The organism is Aquimarina gracilis (assembly GCF_035285365.1).
In the GTDB taxonomy this organism is placed as follows: Bacteria; Bacteroidota; Bacteroidia; order Flavobacteriales; family Flavobacteriaceae; genus Aquimarina; species Aquimarina gracilis.
In genome coordinates this window covers 32,832-49,418 of sequence record NZ_JAYKLX010000011.1, presented here as the reverse complement: position 1 = coordinate 49,418, position 16,587 = coordinate 32,832, and the positions used below count along the sequence as shown (strand labels likewise).

17 protein-coding genes are annotated in these 16,587 nt (G+C 34.4%); 8 read left to right on the top strand and 9 right to left on the bottom strand.

Annotated features, from left to right (window positions below; genetic code table 11):
• Positions 1-232 precede the first annotated feature (232 nt).
• From U6A24_RS21020 to U6A24_RS20990, 7 genes are all read left to right on the top strand, one after another.
• Positions 233-424 carry a hypothetical protein gene (locus tag U6A24_RS21020; protein WP_324181991.1) on the top strand — a complete coding sequence of 64 codons (192 nt, stop codon included), beginning with the start codon at positions 233-235 and terminating at the stop codon, positions 422-424.
• Positions 425-523: 99 nt separating this feature from the next.
• Complete coding sequence (locus tag U6A24_RS21015) at positions 524-700, top strand: hypothetical protein (protein WP_324181990.1); 177 nt, start codon at positions 524-526, stop codon at positions 698-700.
• Positions 701-969: 269 nt separating this feature from the next.
• The gene (locus U6A24_RS21010) at positions 970-1,158 is read left to right on the top strand and encodes a hypothetical protein (RefSeq protein WP_324181989.1); all 189 of its coding nucleotides are present in this window, start codon (positions 970-972) and stop codon (positions 1,156-1,158) included.
• 57 nt (positions 1,159-1,215) lie between these two features.
• Positions 1,216-1,404, top strand: a complete 189-nt coding sequence (locus tag U6A24_RS21005) for a hypothetical protein (protein WP_324181988.1) — start codon at positions 1,216-1,218, stop codon at positions 1,402-1,404.
• A 221-nt stretch (positions 1,405-1,625) separates the two neighbouring features.
• Positions 1,626-1,817 carry a hypothetical protein gene (locus tag U6A24_RS21000; protein ID WP_324181987.1) on the top strand — a complete coding sequence of 64 codons (192 nt, stop codon included), beginning with the start codon at positions 1,626-1,628 and terminating at the stop codon, positions 1,815-1,817.
• A gap of 40 nt (positions 1,818-1,857) precedes the next feature.
• Complete coding sequence (locus U6A24_RS20995; RefSeq protein ID WP_324181986.1) at positions 1,858-2,007, top strand: hypothetical protein; 150 nt, start codon at positions 1,858-1,860, stop codon at positions 2,005-2,007.
• A 42-nt stretch (positions 2,008-2,049) separates the two neighbouring features.
• Positions 2,050-2,244, top strand: a complete 195-nt coding sequence (locus U6A24_RS20990; RefSeq protein WP_324181985.1) for a hypothetical protein — start codon at positions 2,050-2,052, stop codon at positions 2,242-2,244.
• A 45-nt stretch (positions 2,245-2,289) separates the two neighbouring features.
• Here the strand turns inward: U6A24_RS20990 and U6A24_RS20985 are convergent, their stop codons facing one another.
• The 7 genes from U6A24_RS20985 to U6A24_RS20955 all read right to left on the bottom strand — a co-directional run bounded on the left by U6A24_RS20985 (position 2,290) and on the right by U6A24_RS20955 (position 9,726).
• Positions 2,290-3,474, bottom strand: coding sequence for an acetate/propionate family kinase (locus tag U6A24_RS20985; protein ID WP_324181984.1), 1,185 nt, complete (start codon positions 3,472-3,474; stop codon positions 2,290-2,292).
• A gap of 19 nt (positions 3,475-3,493) precedes the next feature.
• A complete protein-coding gene (gene pta / locus U6A24_RS20980) occupies positions 3,494-5,587 on the bottom strand; it encodes a phosphate acetyltransferase (RefSeq protein WP_324181983.1) in 2,094 nt (697 codons plus the stop codon).
• 177 nt (positions 5,588-5,764) lie between these two features.
• Positions 5,765-6,865: a DUF2911 domain-containing protein gene (locus U6A24_RS20975; RefSeq protein WP_324181982.1), complete on the bottom strand. Its 1,101-nt coding sequence runs from the start codon at positions 6,863-6,865 to the stop codon at positions 5,765-5,767.
• A gap of 145 nt (positions 6,866-7,010) precedes the next feature.
• Complete coding sequence (locus U6A24_RS20970; protein ID WP_324181981.1) at positions 7,011-8,240, bottom strand: peroxiredoxin family protein; 1,230 nt, start codon at positions 8,238-8,240, stop codon at positions 7,011-7,013.
• 89 nt (positions 8,241-8,329) lie between these two features.
• A complete protein-coding gene (locus tag U6A24_RS20965) occupies positions 8,330-8,650 on the bottom strand; it encodes a hypothetical protein (RefSeq protein WP_324181980.1) in 321 nt (106 codons plus the stop codon).
• A gap of 136 nt (positions 8,651-8,786) precedes the next feature.
• Positions 8,787-9,449, bottom strand: a complete 663-nt coding sequence (locus U6A24_RS20960; RefSeq protein ID WP_324181979.1) for a hypothetical protein — start codon at positions 9,447-9,449, stop codon at positions 8,787-8,789.
• A 73-nt stretch (positions 9,450-9,522) separates the two neighbouring features.
• Positions 9,523-9,726 carry a hypothetical protein gene (locus tag U6A24_RS20955; RefSeq protein WP_324181978.1) on the bottom strand — a complete coding sequence of 68 codons (204 nt, stop codon included), beginning with the start codon at positions 9,724-9,726 and terminating at the stop codon, positions 9,523-9,525.
• 127 nt (positions 9,727-9,853) lie between these two features.
• Between U6A24_RS20955 and pheT the strand changes: the two genes are divergently transcribed.
• On the top strand, positions 9,854-12,280 hold the full coding sequence (gene pheT / locus U6A24_RS20950; protein ID WP_324181977.1) for a phenylalanine--tRNA ligase subunit beta: 2,427 nt from the start codon (positions 9,854-9,856) through the stop codon (positions 12,278-12,280).
• A gap of 121 nt (positions 12,281-12,401) precedes the next feature.
• On the opposite strand, the gene U6A24_RS20945 is transcribed toward pheT, so the two are convergent.
• Both U6A24_RS20945 and gyrA read right to left on the bottom strand, forming a co-directional pair.
• The gene (locus U6A24_RS20945; protein ID WP_324181976.1) at positions 12,402-13,676 is read right to left on the bottom strand and encodes a tetratricopeptide repeat protein; all 1,275 of its coding nucleotides are present in this window, start codon (positions 13,674-13,676) and stop codon (positions 12,402-12,404) included.
• Positions 13,677-13,703: 27 nt separating this feature from the next.
• Complete coding sequence (gene gyrA, locus U6A24_RS20940) at positions 13,704-16,247, bottom strand: DNA gyrase subunit A (protein ID WP_324181975.1); 2,544 nt, start codon at positions 16,245-16,247, stop codon at positions 13,704-13,706.
• Between the last annotated feature and the right edge of the window lie 340 nt (positions 16,248-16,587).

The window sequence follows — 16,587 nt, the reverse complement described above, 5'->3', positions numbered from 1 at the left end:
TTAACCTCAAAAACATAACTAAAGTACTGTGTATTAAATATTTACAAAAATTAACAATTGTTAACAAGTTATTTCTTACACACTATAAGAATTATACTTCAACTTCTCAAATATCTATGAAATTAAGATGACCAAAAGTTGAACAAAACCTTATATATTTTATGGTTTTGAAGCAACTTATTTTCATTTTTTTGAGGTAAATTTAAGCGCTAACTTAAATATATTACACAAAATGAAAAAAATCCTTGAATTAAAAGGTGTACAAAAATTAAACCGAGAGCAACAACAAAAAATAAAAGGAGCCTGGGGAAATGTTTCCTGCTGCCCTTCTGGTAGAGGATGTCAAATAAGTTTTCCCGGCGGAAGCTTTTGTGAGCCTGGATACTGTGATCGATATAGACCAGGACGTTGCATCTTATATTAAAGGAATTAAAAAGGACAAACTTAAGTTTGTCCTTTTTTCCTATATGGATATTACTAACTCAATTAAATATATTTATAAACTAAATCAACATTCAAAATCATGAAAAAAATTTTAGAATTAACAGGTGTACAGAAACTGAGCAGAGAACAACAAGGTAAAATTAAGGGAGCTACATTTAGTGGATGCTGTAGTGCAAATAAGTGTAGAGTATCCTGGGCAGGAGGAAGCTTCTGTGAACCAGGAAGATGTTCTTGGTCTGGTTGTATTTTTTATTAATATCTTTTTAAACTATAAAAAAGGTCAAATCTACGGGTTTGACCTTTTCTTTTTTTGAAAAACCGGAAGGTTACACCTTCCGTTTTTAATCTCAATAAAAAACTACAAATCAAACAATTAGTGTTAAAAATTGCCACTTTAAATTTATAAATATCAACAACTAATGCTTGTAATAGCTCTAATGTTCCAATAAATTTAGAGGAATTTAAGCATATGTGTAAATAGTTATTCTATACACTCATTAATCTAACTTAAAACCTTATCACACAATGAAAAAAATTCTAAAACTAAAAGGGGTACAAAAGCTATCCCGGGAACAACAAAGTACCATTAAAGGAGCTTTAATAAATTATGGTTGTTGTAGTGATTATCAGTGCCGTGTTGGTTATTGGTGGTCTCCAACCAGTACTTGCGAATACTCCCCATGTATCAATGGAGTTTGCTCATATTTATACTAAGCATCTTTTGCAACAACACATAATAAAAACAATAACTTAAACATTAAATTCTTCACAATGAAAAAAATCTTAAAACTATCAGGAGTACAAAAATTGAGTAAGGAACAACAACAAAACATCAAAGGAGCATTTGCTTCAGCGCCATATTGCAGAGACAATAGATTTTGCTGCGTTAGATTTTCTGACGGTACCGAGTGGTGTGACTACGGATATTGTGATCGCTGGGGGCGTTGTACCTGGGCATAAACCAGTTTTATGCAAAACAAACAATAAAAACCCTAGAAGCGATTAGTGTAGCGAATTTAGATCTCAAAAGAAACTTCTATGAACCTAACGTGCATCATCATCGTAACTATAATCTTTTATTAAAATTATTGAAATCGAATAAAAGGTTGAACGGTTATTGAGTTCAACCTTTTATACAATTAATATTTCTAAGCAAACATTCACATTAAAATTCGTGTATTATGAAAAAAAAGAGTCTTAAAAAATTAAAACTTGACAAACAGACCATTTCGTCTCTTGAAACTAAAAGTATAAAAGGTGGTGATAGAAGATCATTTGTAGTAGGGACTATTATTATCTGTGGAAGTCTTCCATCTCGCCCTGAAATCTGTGATCGTTTTACCTATACTTGTGAATCCTGTAATGATTGCTAGATCAACCGAATTGTTCCTAATTTCCAAATACTTTTAAATTATGAAAAAAAAGAATCTTAAAGCGCTTAAACTCAATAAGAAGAATATAGCAATATTAAAACCCAATACTATTAAAGGAGGAGGAGCGGGATCGGCTGGTTGTTCTCGTTTGGGATGTGGAACTGCCAGAACGGTACGAGGTTGTCCTTAAAAAGTAATTCAAACTTAATTAAGAAATTCAACTATTATCGATATGAAAAAACTCTTAAAACTTCCTGGAATAGAAAAATTAAACAGGAAGCAACAAGCTCATATTAAAGGAGCTGATACTATTATACGAGTAAGATGTTGTGGAAATCAAAAATGTATGATTATTTATAACTCTGGAACGCGTTCTTGTGTTCCTGGCTATTGTTCTGAAAGAGGGGGGAATTGTATTATTTTTTAAGCTTTTCTAAGGATGAGTTTTGGCTCATCCTTAGCTTTACGTATCCTATACTATGAAGTCAAAAGATTGCCTTGCAATCTCAAGCTCCTCATTTGTAGGGATCACGAGTATTCTCACTTTTGAAGATGATTTACTAATATCCCTTATATCTTTTGATCGAATAGCATTCTTTTCTTTATCCAATTCTATTCCCAGGAACTCTTGATCTTCACACACCAATTCTCGTATTACATCAGAATTCTCCCCTATTCCAGCAGTAAATACAATTGCATCAAGTCCATTTAAAACCGACGCATAGGCTCCTATGAATTTTTTAATACGGTATGCATTCATTTTTAAGGCTAATCTACAATCTGCATCACCTTTTTCGGCTTCAGATTCTATATCTCTTAAATCACTATAGCCCGTAAGCCCAAGCATTCCACTTTCTTTTTGTAGTAAATCGTTTACCTGATTCAAAGAATATCCTAGGGAGTTCACCATATAAAAAATAATCGCCGGATCTATATCACCAGATCGAGTTCCCATAATTAATCCATTCATAGGTGCGAATCCCAGGGTATGATCTATACTCTTGCCATCTTTTACCGCAGTCATACTACAACCATTACCTAAATGAATTGTAATAATCTTAGATTCCTCCCTATTTAAATACTCTGCAGCCTTTTGTGATACATATTTATGACTAGTACCATGAAATCCATATAAACGAATATTGTTTTCGTGTAGTAATTTATTCGGAATTGCATATTTGTAGGCCTCCACCGGTATGGTTTGATGAAAAGCTGTATCAAATACTGCAATTTGCCTTGCCGAAGGGAAAATTTCCTCGGCGACCAAGATACCTTGTAAATTTGCTGGATTATGTAACGGAGCCAAAATAGAAAGTCTTTTAATTTTTTCTTTAACCTCTTCGGTGATCTCAACTGTATTAGCAAAAGTACTTCCTCCATGTACTACTCTATGTCCAACTGCTTGTATTTCAGAAGCAGATTTTATAACTCCAACAGCATCGTCTAGCAAGTATTTTGCAATTAATTGCAATCCACCTTTATGCCCCTTGATAAGAGTAGTTTTTTCAATTTTTTCTTTATTGGTTTTGTAATTGATTTTCGAATTTTTCAGCCCTATTCTTTCTACCAATCCAGAACAGATTACTGTCGCTTCTGGCATTGAAAATAATTGAAACTTTATAGAGGAGCTACCCGAATTTAAAACTAATATTTGCATACTTTTTCTTTTCTGATTTTTAAAGCCCCTGTGCCTGAATTGCAGTTATAATCACTGTATTGTAGACATCATCCACTGTACAACCCCGACTCAAGTCATTTACCGGTTTGTTTAACCCTTGAAGCATTGGACCAATAGCTAGCGCTCCTGTTTCTCTTTGTACTGCCTTATAGGTATTGTTTCCAGTATTAAGGTCTGGAAAAATCAATACACTAGCCTGTCCTGCTACTTCAGAATCTGGAAGTTTACTTTGCCCAACCTTCATATCTACGGCAGCATCATACTGGATCGGACCTTCTATTTTAAGATCAGGACGCTTTTCTTTAACTATAGCCGTAGCTGCACGAACTATTTCTACATCTTCTCCTTTGCCCGATGTACCAGATGAATAGGACAACATAGCTACCTTGGGCTCTATCCCAAAGGCTGCAGCAGATTCTGAAGAAGAAATTGCTATTTCTGCCAATTGTTCTGCATTAGGATTCGGGTTAATCGCACAGTCACCAAACACCGACACCCTGTCTTCCAAACACATAAAAAACACAGAGGAAACTACATTTACGTCGGACTTGGTTTTGATGAACTGTAAAGCCGGGCGTATCGTATGTTGGGTAGTATGTACGGCACCAGAAACCATACCATCTGCATGGCCTTTATAAATCATCATAGTTCCAAAATACGAAACATCGGCCATCATATCTTTGGCCATATCCAGATTTACATTTTTATGTTTTCTTAATTCATAAAAGGTTTTTACATAATCATCATAGTTTGGTGATTCTGTAGGAAAAACAATATTCACCTTATCAAAGTCAATTGGGATATCGAGTTTAATTGCCTTACTCTTGATCTTTCTTTCATTACCAATTAAAGTGATATCTACTACATTTGAAGCCTGTAATCTAGATGTTGCTCTTAAAATTCGTTCATCTGATCCCTCTGGAAGTACAATATGCTTCTTGTGCTGCAAAGCTCTTCTTAATAAGTTATACTGAAACATTCGAGGTGTTAACCCTTCAGACTCAAAAGTAATTAACTTATCTGCCAGACGGTCCTCGTTGACATATTTTTCAAAAGTACTTATAGACGTGTTTATTTTTTGAAGGTTATCCAGATAGATCCTTGACCTTATAGCTCCTATCCTATTTGCAATCGAAAATGTACCACTAGGTACAGAAACAATAGGAAAGGATAAAGAAACCCCTTCTATCAATTTCAATATTGGCTTTTCCGGGATAATTCCCCCTGTAAGTATAATCCCAGCAATTTTAGGATAATTATCTGAAATATTGGCTTGCAAAACGCCCAAAATGATATCGGCACGATCCCCTGGGGTAACTACCAAACTATTATCCTTGAGATGCGTTAAATAGTTACGCAATTGCATAGCTCCTACTCCAAAATTTCCTGCCTGATTATTCAAATACTCTTTCCCAAAAAGAACCGTACCCTCTAATTCGTTAACAATTTCCTTCATTGTAGGGTTAATAAGCGAATTGATTTTTGGTATGATTACACGGTCGACACTATCGTTAAAATTTTTCTTGAAGTGTTCTTCTAATTTTTCTTCACAACCTGGGGTAACTTTGTTCGCTACCATGGCCAAAACTTCTACGTCTTTACTGCTAAATGTATCAAAAGCCAGTTTCAAGTTACCAACGATCTCTTTATTCTTCTTGTCGATACCGCTAGCTACCAATACTGCTGGTATCCCAAGGTTTTTTGCAATGATAATATTGATATCAAATTCTATAATACTTCCTTCATCAGAAAAATCGGTTCCCTCTACCAGTATGAAATCAAATTTTTCCTCTAGTCTTTTAAACTTTCGAATAATTTCATCGATGATTTCACCAGGTTTTCCTTCATTGTATTTCTGAAGTACTTCACTTCTGGTAAATGCGTAGGCGTTCTTAAAATTAATGTCCAATTCGAAATGAGATATCACGGTATTAATATGATTATCAACCTCTCCCTCTTCTGGATCATCTATAATTGGCCTAAAATATCCTACTTTAGCAACTTTACCAAGTAGCATACGCATCATTCCTAAAACTACAATGGATTTACCACTATTAGGTTCAATGGTGGCAATATAAACGGCTTTACTCATGTAAATAAATTTGGTTGGCACAAAGATACGCCAATGCACTAATTTAACATAAAATTACAAGCCAATAAAACCTCTTTATAAGAAACCATCAGAACATTAACAGTATGATTCTGAATTCAACAAAAAAGGTTTAGAAAAACCCTAAACCTTTTAAATATTAACTACGATTTTTGAATCCTAATTTATGTCTTCTCCTTTTTTAAGTTTTTCCATAGCACCAGTAAGTCTGGGTTTAAACCTTTCGGGAGCTTTTCCCATTGATGTATTTAAAGCTTTAATAGCATTTTTATAATCACCATTTGCTGAATATGCTCGAGCTAATCCATAATTAGATGGCCACGCTCCGTCATTGTTCTTTACATTATTCTTTAAAACCTCTAAGGCTTTATCTTTTTGGCCTAAACCAATAAGACCGGTACCCAGTTGATACACTTGTGAAGCATTTCCTAACTTCGCAGCCTTATCAACATGAGTCATAGCTTCTGCCGTTTTACCCTGTTTTGCCAAAATTTGTGATTTGAGAGATAAATTAGAGAATGTTTCTTTACTAAAAAAACTACCACTAATCGAAGCATTTACCCATTCTAAAGCGAGGTCTAACTCTCCAGCATTAAAAGCGTAGTTTGCAGCTTTGTCCCAATTGGACTGCGTAAAACCAGCAGCATTGCGCATATCACTCTTAATACCATCTATGACAATATCCTGTACATTCACTTCAACTTTAAATGGAATTTCTTTTTTCTCCCAACGCAAAGCTGCTACAGCATTATCTGCTTCGACTTCCGGAAACAAAAACGTTAGAACCTCGGTATGAGGAACTTCTCTTGTTTGTACATCTACACGAAGTGCATCTTCTTTCTCATCATAAAAATAACTACCCCATGAATTCGAGTTTTTAGAAAAAATAACTGTGGCACCTTCATCTTCTCTTAAGACAATATGCAAACCATATTTGCCAGCTTTGATATCTTTTCCTTCGACCTTTACATCATGTGTGAATTCTATAGTAGAATTCATATTGGCTCCTGCTCTCCATGGGGCCGCAGTAGAGGTTCCAAATCCCAGATTATTGAATCCGTAAGGAACTAATTTACCCCAAATCTCTCGTTCCTTCACGCTGGGTCTACCATAATCAATGGTAATATTTGTAATACCTACACGTTGCATCACTTGTGCACGTTGACTTCCTTCTGGTGTTTGTAATTGGGCATTTGTTTGAGTTGTAAACATTAGCATTGCCCCCACAATGCATAATGCAAACAGGCTGATTTGTTTCATGACTGAGTTTTTTAGAATTAATGACTATCATCTTAGAAATCAAATATGACTTCTAATTCCTAGTAAGGTAATAGGTTATAATCAAGGCTGATGTTACTGTAGTGTTAAACTCAGGAAAAAAGTGATAATTGATTGTTAAACCGTGTTATTCGTTTAACAACTGATTAACAAAACTTTCAAATTCTGTCTTAAACTGAACATATTTATCTCCTGTAGCCGGACCATTAAAACCTGTGTGTATTTTTCGAACTTGTCCCTTCTTGTCAACAAAAATGGTCGTAGGATAGGACAAGACATGATTAAGCATTGGAAGTTTTTCTTGTGCCTTTTTTTTATCTGAAGTCCCATATTGAGCCAATAAAATTGGATATTCTACATTTAGTTTTTTCTGTAATCGCTTAATCGATTTAAATGCCTTTTCAGGAGTCTTGGCATATTCGAAAGCCAAAGACACGATTTCTATATCCTTATCTTTATTGCGGTTATAAAAATCAACATAATACTTTGTTTCGTCCATACAATTTGGACACCAGGTTCCCATAACTTGTACCAAAACTACCTTATTTTTAAATCGTTCGTCTTTTAAAGAAACTTGGTTCCCTTCGGCATCAGGGAAACTAAAATCCAAAGTATCATATCCTGCTTTAAGAAAGGTCAATGACTCAGCTGAAGGTAGTTCGTATGTTTCATTACGCTTTGCGGTAAAGGGCTCTTTCCAATGATTACCAGAATAAAAATTACCGTTAATTGTACTATCGGTAACTTTTGCAGTGAACAAAAAGGCATGAGCACCATCAAAAGCAGAAAGTTGTAACTGGTCATTATTGAGAACTCCTTCCAAATAACGATAATCTCCTGTTGTAGTCCTAAAAGTTCCTGTTACGATATTTCCGTTTTGTTTGAAAATCCCTTTAGCAATATATCTATCTTCTGGACGATCCTTACTAAAGACCGTTTCCCAATTTCCTGATATATCCGATATTGGTTTTGAAGATACTTCAAATCTATCTTGCTCGCCATAGCTCGCATAAAAAGGTACTACTCTATTCAAACTTTCTTTAATAAAACTTCCAGTTATTGTGGCCGAATCTAAAAACTTTCCTGCTACATACCCTTCAAAAACTGGAAACTTTATTTTTATAGAATCCCCATAAATTTCAACTTCATCAACATCAATAGTTTCTTGGGCGTTAAATATTGTGAGGGATTGATCGTCCATTACTTCGAAAAGAAAAGGAAGGCGGTAATTGTCCTGCACCTCAAGAGTAGCTCTCCAGGGGCCGCTAATAAAGTCTACCGTTTCCTTTTTCGTTTCTTTTTTACAAGAAAAGAAAGTAAGAGCTATTGAAACTATAAGAATATTGATTTTTTTCATTGTATATAATTTGTATAAAAAAGTCCGGAAATTTACTTAAAACTTACCGGACTATATAGGTTTAATTACAACTTTTAATCAAAGACATTTTACATTTTAACTCTTTTTTTCTCTTTATTGTTAATCCTTTTCTTTCGATCGGGTTGAATAGTTTTTAAAACATCTTTTTTTGACGTTTTTTTCTCCGTTTTACCAGGATAAGCTTCCTGAACAGGAGCTTTTTCACCTTTTTTGCGTGGCTCTATAATATACTTACCATTTTCATCTTCATCATCTTCATCGTCTTCAGAATCCACTTTTAACTTTTGCTCAACCTTTTTCTTTTTTTCTTCTTCCTCTTGGGCTATCATTTGATTAACTCCTAAAGTGAAAGTAAAAACAAAGATTAAAACATATTTTACTTTTTTCATTTTCAGGGCATTTAATTATTAGATATCAAAAATACAATTTCTGAACCGTATTTTTGTAACATATTTCAAAAGCAATTGAATTTATTATCAAAAGTACAAGCCATTTCTATAAACATGACCTAAAAACAATGAAAAATTATTGATCTTCAGAATATACTTTATCAAGTTTTTCTTTGCCTTCTTTCATCTTTTGCTTTCCTTTCTTTATAGATTCCTTCAGACCATTAAGTTTTTCTTCGGCTTTCGCAATTTTGGCTTCTTTTTCGGCTATTTCTTCTGGAGTTAATGCTTCTTCCCCTGTTTTTTCTTTAGCCCTAGCCAAACGCTCTTTGGCAGCCTCAATCCTCTCATGAGCTTTTTGAATTTTACCTTCGTTTTTATCAAGAGCTTCTTTGCCTTCTTTTACTTTATTTTTTGCTTCTGCAACACGAGCCATTCCAAATTCTTTCCCCTTTAGATCTCCTTTGTTTTTTCCGTATGCATTTCCTTTAACTTCTTTTTCGACTTTCTTTTTCTTCTCTTTGACCTTTTCTCTTGCCTCTTCCGCTCTTTCTTGCCCTTCTTCTTCAAGATCCTCTTTAGCCTCTTTTGCCTTTTCTCTTACTTCCTCAGCTTTCTCTTTACCTTTTTGCCTGGCTTCTTCTGCCTTTTCTTTTCCTTTATTTATTTTCTCCTTTGCCTGGCCTTTCTTTTGAGCAACCTTTTCTTTAGCTTGCTGAGATTTTCCTTGTGCAAAAGCATTGTAATTTCCTGCGGCAAAAAACAATGTTAATACAATAATGAATTTGATAAGTTTCATAACTTAATTTTTAAATTAATAGTTTAATACGAAAAAGGGTAATTAAAAAAAGGTTTATTAGGAAATTTTAAGCCTAAATATCATCCAAATCTTCGAGAGATTTTTCTAACTCTTTGGCTTTAGTTTCAACCTCTTGTGAAACTTGATCTAATTCAGACTCCACGGCTTCAATTTTTTCGACCGCTACTTTAGTTTCTTCTTCTTCTTTTTTCTTATCGGTACAAGAAATAACACCAACAACCAAAAGAAAAGTAAACAATTTAATATATGTTTTCATAGTAATTAGATAGTTAGGTTAATTTGTCTTAAAGATAATACAATTTTATTTCATATTAGCAGATCTTACTATTTGCCAGCTCTGGGCAATATATTATCTTTACCGACTAAAATTAGAAGGATCAAATATGAAAATTTCATATAACTGGTTAAAACAGTTTATTAATCTTGATTGGGATGCTGCAAAAGCTGGCGAATTGCTTACAGATCTTGGGCTTGAAGTTGAAGGAATAGACACATACCAAAGTGTTAAAGGAGGTCTAGAAGGTGTAGTTGTTGGGCAGGTGTTAAATTGTGAGAAGCACCCAAATGCCGATAAGTTAAAAATTACCAAAGTAGATTTAGGAAACGGTGAGCCCGTTCAAATTGTATGTGGAGCACCAAATGTTGCCGCTGGTCAAAAAGTTCCTGTTGCCACTATAGGAACTAAGTTGTATGATGATAAGGGAAAAGAATGGACCATAAAAAAAGGGAAAATTCGTGGTGAAGAAAGTTATGGTATGATTTGCGCCGAAGACGAACTGGGGCTAGGAAAAAGTCATGACGGCATTATGGTTCTCGATCCGAATGTTCCTGTTGGTAAAAAAGCTGCGAAAATATTTGATATTGAAAATGATCAGATTTTTGAAATAGGATTAACACCAAACCGGGCAGATGCTATGAGTCATTGGGGAACCGCCCGAGACCTAAAAGCAGGGTTATTACAAAAGGATATCAATTTGGAGCTTATTACTCCATCGGTAAGTAACTTTAGAGTCGAAAATAGACTTAATAAAATTGATGTAGAGGTCAAAAATCAAGATCTCGCACCAAGATATTGCGGAGTAACGATTACAGATCTTAAAGTTGCAGAATCTCCTTCATGGCTCAAACATAGGCTACTGGCAATTGGAATTACTCCAAAAAATAACGTGGTCGATGTTACCAATTATGTACTTCATGAATTGGGGCAACCGCTTCATGCCTTTGATGCACATTATATTGAGGGAGATAAAATTGAAGTAACAACCTTAGATGCAGGTACCAAATTTACTACTCTAGACGAAGTTGAAAGAGAGCTGCATCCTGAAGATTTAATGATTTGTGATGCTGTAAAGCCGCTTTGTATTGCTGGTGTCTTTGGGGGCATCAACTCAGGAGTTACGGAAACTACCACATCAATTTTCTTGGAAAGTGCATATTTTAATCCCGTTAGTGTTCGTAAAACGGCAAAAAGGCATGGTTTAAACACCGATGCCTCATTTAGATTTGAACGTGGAATTGATCCAAATATTACCGAATATGCCCTTAAAAGAGCTGCTTTACTTATTCAAGAACTTGCAGGAGGTGTTATTTCTAGTGAAATAGTAGATCTATATCCTAAAAAAATCGAAGATTTTCAAGTTGTCTTATCTTTTGAAAATGCCACAAAGTTAATTGGTGAAGAATTACCTCAAGAAACTATAAAAAGTATTCTCGCTTCTTTAGACATAAAAGTAAATAGCGTTACTGAAAGTGGTTTGGGATTGATAATTCCTGCTTATAGAAATGATGTACAAAGAGAAGCCGATGTTATCGAAGAAATCCTAAGAGTTTATGGTTATAATAATATTGGTTTTACTCAAAAATTGAATGCTTCAATATCAAATATTGATAAGTTTTCAGACCATAGAGTACAAAACACAATCTCAAATCAGTTGGTGGGTCAGGGGTTTCATGAAATGATGGCCAACTCTCTTACCGCTCCAGAATATATACAGCTGAGTGGGCAGTTAAAACCTGACCACAATGTAGAAATGCTTAACCCACTAAGTAATGACTTGGCTGTCATGCGACAGTCAATACTTTTTTCTGGTCTCGAGGCTATATCATATAATATAAATAGAAAAAGGTCTGACTTGAAGTTTTTCGAATTCGGAAAAACCTATCACCAATATAACGAAGAACGTGTAGAACATAAACATCTAAGTATTCTTATTACCGGAAATAAAACTAGAGAAAGTTGGAAAGTTACGTCGGAAACAAGTGACTTCTTTTACTTAAAAGGTGTTGTATCTACGGTTTTAAGTAGATTGGGTTTACAAAAACTAAAGACCTCTCCTGTAAAAAATGATTTGTTTTCTGAAGGAATATCTTTTAGTTTAGGTAAAACCAAACTAGTTGATTTTGGTGTTGTAAAAAAGTTGGTTCTTAAAGAGTTTTCAATTTCTCAAGAAGTACTGTTTGCTGATTTTAATTGGGATAACGTATTAGAATACGCCAAACACAATAAAATCAAGTTTAAGGAAATACCTAAATTTCCTGAAGTACGTAGAGATTTTGCTCTTTTACTGGATGATGTGATTAAGTTCGAGGACATTCATACCATTGCAAAACAAACTGAAAAACAGCTTTTGAAGGATATACAGCTTTTCGATGTATACCAAGGCAAAAATTTACCTAAAGGTAAAAAATCGTATGCAGTCAGTTTTACACTTCAAGATGAAAATAAAACCCTTACTGATAAGCAAATTGATAAAATCATGAATAAACTGCAGCATAATTTTGAAAGCAAATTAGGTGCAGAACTAAGATAGAATCGATCTTCTTAGCATAACTATCAAAATACTTTTTTAAAACTATCATTATACAAATAAAAAAACCGGAGTCTCAAAGCTCCGGTTTTTTTATTCTTATTTTATTTATCCCTTTAGAAGATTAGTTCCCTCCTTCTAAAGCTTTTAATTTATTCTTCACCTCGTCGGCTTTAGGATCATCCAATTGATAGAAGATATTCATTAATGTGCGTAAAGCCTCGATATTATCAGGTTTGTTTTCTAAAGCACCTTCTAAATAAGGAACGGCACTTTTATACAAATCCATTCTTTGTGCCTTTAACTCATCATATCTCTTATAATCTTTTGAAGAAGTACCAAGATTATTCATTTCATCAACAATGTTTTTTTCACCCGATAAAATTAAAGCTGCAATGTTTATCTGAGCATTTGAATAATTTGGTTTTAGTTCAAGAGCTTTTTTATAGTACGTCATTGCATTTTCATCATCTCCTAGTTTAGAAGCGCTTACTCCAAGGTTATAAAATAAGTCTGGATTTTCTGGATCATTGGCTACAATTTGCTCCATTAGCTCTCTATACTTTTCGATATTACCAAGCTTATAAAAGACATCAGCTTCGGCTTGCAATAATGCATTATCGTTAGGGTTATCCTTCTTGGCATCTTCTATCGCTTTCATAGCTTCTTCATCTTTACCTTGATTTATGTATATCAAAGCAATGTTTTTTGCTATCTCTCCTTTTTTAGAAGCGGTTTTGCGATCTTCTGGCTTAATATAATTTCCAGATTTTATCATAAGATCTCTTGTCTTACCAGAATCAAAAGATTCTTCTTTTCCAGTCTCCTTATTGGTTGCATAGAACTCTGTACTCTCTCCATTAAAACCTAGAGACTTAAGTTCTTCATAATATTTCAAAGCGGCATCATAATCTTTTCCATTTACAGCATTACCTGCCGCATAATATAGATATATGGTATCTTTTTTATTTGTTCTATATCCGGTATATAACTTTTCAGAAGCTCCTTTATAATTCTTTGCATTCTGATCTTTAATTGCATTTTCAATCAAGGTTTGACGAATTGTTTGTAGTTTCAAACTCGCTTCGGAAGTATATTTAGAGCTCCCAGCCGCTTTTTCTATTTCCATAGACTTATTATAAGCTTCGGCTGCTTTCTCTATTTTATCCAAAGAATCAGTTCCAGAGGCAGACAAAACCTGTCCTTTTAGGAAATAAAACTGAGCTTTCATTTTTTCATCTGCAGCATCTAATTGTCCTTCAGCTGCCTTCAATGCGTCATTCGCTACTTCTATATTGCCTGACTTAAGCGCTTTTGTAGCAGATTTCAATGCTTGTTTTTGAGAAAATCCAATAGTACTAAATGTTAAAAATAATACTACGATAAATTTAGTCTTCATTACTTGAGTTTTTAAAATGGGATTTAATTATTCTTTCGTTTCATTATCAATATTCGTGCCATCTGAAGCGTTATCGGAATCTGATGTAGAATTAATTGTTTCATCTACATCTTCCTCATCACTGATATCATCTTCATCATGCATTACTTTTGCTACTGCAGCAATAGAATCTTTACCTTTTAAATTAATCAATCTAACCCCTTGAGTGGCTCGACCCATTACACGTAAATCTTCTACAGCCAATCGTATAGCAATTCCTGATTTATTAATAATCATAAGATCATCAAGGTCGGTAACATTTTTAATAGCTACCAGATTACCAGTTTTATCGGTAACAGAGATGGTTTTTACACCTTTTCCACCTCTATTTGTAATTCTGTAATCCTCTAATTTAGAACGTTTTCCGTAACCATTTTCTGATACCACAAGAATATTACTTTCCATATCATTAACAGCTACCATTCCTATCACTTCGTCTTTATCATCGGCAAGTCGTATTCCTCTCACTCCAGAAGCGCCACGTCCCATAGGTCGGGTTTTTTCTTCTTCAAAACGAATTGCTTTTCCTGATTTTACAGCAAGCATTACCTGACTTTTACCATCCGTTAACTTTGCTTCTAGAAGTTCATCATCTTCTTTTATAGTTATCGCATTAATACCATTGGTTCTAGGTCTAGAGTATTGCTCTAAAGATGTCTTTTTGACCTGACCTTTTTTCGTTGCCATTATGACATAATGCGAATTGATGTAATCTTCGTCTTTTAAATCTTGCGTACAAATAAAAGCCTTTACTTTATCATCTGTACTAATATTTATAAGGTTTTGAATTGCTCTTCCTTTTGAAGTTTTACTTCCTTCTGGAATTTCATAAACCCTCATCCAGAAACATTTTCCTTTTTGAGTAAAGAACAACATATATTGGTGGTTCGTTCCTACAAATAAATGCTCAAGGAAATCCTCGTTACGGGTCGTACTTCCTTTTTGACCAACTCCTCCTCTATTTTGTTTTTTATACTCGTTCAGAGAAGTTCTTTTGATATATCCAGCATGAGAGATAGTGATCACCACTTTTTCATCTGGGATCATGTCTTCTATACTAAGATCTCCTCCTGCATATTCAATTTGTGATCTTCTATCATCGCCATACTTGTCTTTTACCTCGATAAGCTCTTCTTTGATGATATCCATTCTACGCTCCTTCTTTGCAAGAATATCTTTGAGATCTTCGATGGTCTTCATCAATTCTTCATACTCTGCACGTAATTTATCCTGCTCCAGACCTGTTAATTGACGCAGACGCATCTCAACAATTGCCTTGGCTTGAATTTCAGAAAGCTTGAAACGTTTTATCAACTTTTCTCTTGCTTCTTCAGCATTTGCAGAAGCTCGAATTAACGCAATTACTTCGTCAATATTATCTGAAGCAATAATTAACCCTTCAAGAATATGCGCTCTTTCTTCCGCTTTTCTAAGTTCAAATTTTGTACGACGTACAACAACATCATGCCTGTGCTCTACGAAATGATGAATCATTTCCTTTACGTTAAGCAACTTCGGTCTTCCATTAACCAATGCAATGTTATTTACACTAAAAGAAGACTGTAATGCTGTATACTTATATAAGAGATTAAGAACGATATTAGGTATTGCATCACGTTTTAAAATGTAAACGATTCGCATTCCTTTTCTATCAGACTCATCTCGAATTGTTGAAATACCATCAATTTTCTTATCATTAACAAGATCGGCTGTTTTCTTAATCATATCAGCCTTATTTACCTGATAAGGAATTTCGGTAACAATGATACATTCTCTACCATTCACCTCTTCAAAAGAAGCTTTACCTCGCATTACTATTCGTCCCCGACCAGTTTTAAAAGCTTCTTTAACGCCATCATAACCATATATTATACCTCCAGTTGGAAAATCCGGAGCTTTAATGTGGGTGATTAACTCGTCTATTTCAATGTCGTTATTATCAATATAAGCAACGGTACCATCTACTACTTCACTTAAGTTATGAGGAGGCATATTGGTTGCCATACCTACAGCAATTCCCGATGCACCATTAATCAATAAACCAGGTACTCTAGTCGGAAGAACGGTCGGCTCTTGTAAAGTATCATCAAAATTAAAGGTATGATCAACGGTATCTTTTTCGATATCTGCAAGCATATCTTCAGATATCTTACGCATTCTAGCTTCAGTATAACGCATTGCTGCAGGGCTATCGCCATCTACAGAACCAAAGTTACCTTGACCATCTACCAACATATATCTCAAGCTCCATTCTTGTGCCATACGAACCATTGTGTCGTATACAGAAGTATCACCATGAGGATGGTATTTACCTAAAACTTCTCCTACGATTCTGGCCGATTTTTTATGTGCGCTACTTGCTCTTACTCCTAATTCGTACATCCCGTATAGTACACGCCTATGTACAGGTTTAAGACCATCCCTAACATCTGGAAGTGCTCTAGATACAATCACGGACATCGAATAATCGATGTACGCCGATTTCATCTCATCTTCTATATTGATAGGTATAAGTTTTTCTCCGTCTGTCATAAAAACTTTTTTCTAAAAATTGAATTAATAAACGCGCTAATTTAAGTAAATTAAGACGTTTTTAACATGCATTTACCTATGTAATATACGTAATTTATTAACAAAAAAAAGGGTGTTGATAGTTAATAAGTCTCGTTCGTTAGGTTTTGATTATTAAAGCTTTTTTTGTCTATTTACCCATAATAAGCAGAAAACATTCCAAAATTGTCAGTAAATTTATCTCAAAATACCCCCTAAATTTTTGATAGATACTGACAAAATATAACATTCCTGTCAGATATTTGTTAATGATCGTTTAAAAGGAATAGTTTTTGCCATAGTAATCTTAAAAATTACTATT

Excerpts from the sequence above, each read along its gene's own strand:
- U6A24_RS20955 (WP_324181978.1), bottom strand. The coding sequence starts at position 9,726 with ATGAAAACATATATTAAATTGTTTACTTTTCTTTTGGTTGTTGGTGTT.
- U6A24_RS20970 (WP_324181981.1), bottom strand. The coding sequence starts at position 8,240 with ATGAAAAAAATCAATATTCTTATAGTTTCAATAGCTCTTACTTTCTTT.
- pta (WP_324181983.1), bottom strand. The coding sequence starts at position 5,587 with ATGAGTAAAGCCGTTTATATTGCCACCATTGAACCTAATAGTGGTAAA.
- U6A24_RS20965 (WP_324181980.1), bottom strand. The coding sequence starts at position 8,650 with ATGAAAAAAGTAAAATATGTTTTAATCTTTGTTTTTACTTTCACTTTA.
- U6A24_RS20975 (WP_324181982.1), bottom strand. The coding sequence starts at position 6,865 with ATGAAACAAATCAGCCTGTTTGCATTATGCATTGTGGGGGCAATGCTA.
- U6A24_RS21020 (WP_324181991.1), top strand. The coding sequence starts at position 233 with ATGAAAAAAATCCTTGAATTAAAAGGTGTACAAAAATTAAACCGAGAG.
- U6A24_RS20985 (WP_324181984.1), bottom strand. The coding sequence starts at position 3,474 with ATGCAAATATTAGTTTTAAATTCGGGTAGCTCCTCTATAAAGTTTCAA.
- U6A24_RS21000 (WP_324181987.1), top strand. The coding sequence starts at position 1,626 with ATGAAAAAAAAGAGTCTTAAAAAATTAAAACTTGACAAACAGACCATT.
- pheT (WP_324181977.1), top strand. The coding sequence starts at position 9,854 with ATGAAAATTTCATATAACTGGTTAAAACAGTTTATTAATCTTGATTGG.
- U6A24_RS20995 (WP_324181986.1), top strand. The coding sequence starts at position 1,858 with ATGAAAAAAAAGAATCTTAAAGCGCTTAAACTCAATAAGAAGAATATA.
- gyrA (WP_324181975.1), bottom strand. The coding sequence starts at position 16,247 with ATGACAGACGGAGAAAAACTTATACCTATCAATATAGAAGATGAGATG.
- U6A24_RS21005 (WP_324181988.1), top strand. The coding sequence starts at position 1,216 with ATGAAAAAAATCTTAAAACTATCAGGAGTACAAAAATTGAGTAAGGAA.
- U6A24_RS21010 (WP_324181989.1), top strand. The coding sequence starts at position 970 with ATGAAAAAAATTCTAAAACTAAAAGGGGTACAAAAGCTATCCCGGGAA.
- U6A24_RS20990 (WP_324181985.1), top strand. The coding sequence starts at position 2,050 with ATGAAAAAACTCTTAAAACTTCCTGGAATAGAAAAATTAAACAGGAAG.
- U6A24_RS21015 (WP_324181990.1), top strand. The coding sequence starts at position 524 with ATGAAAAAAATTTTAGAATTAACAGGTGTACAGAAACTGAGCAGAGAA.
- U6A24_RS20960 (WP_324181979.1), bottom strand. The coding sequence starts at position 9,449 with ATGAAACTTATCAAATTCATTATTGTATTAACATTGTTTTTTGCCGCA.
- U6A24_RS20945 (WP_324181976.1), bottom strand. The coding sequence starts at position 13,676 with ATGAAGACTAAATTTATCGTAGTATTATTTTTAACATTTAGTACTATT.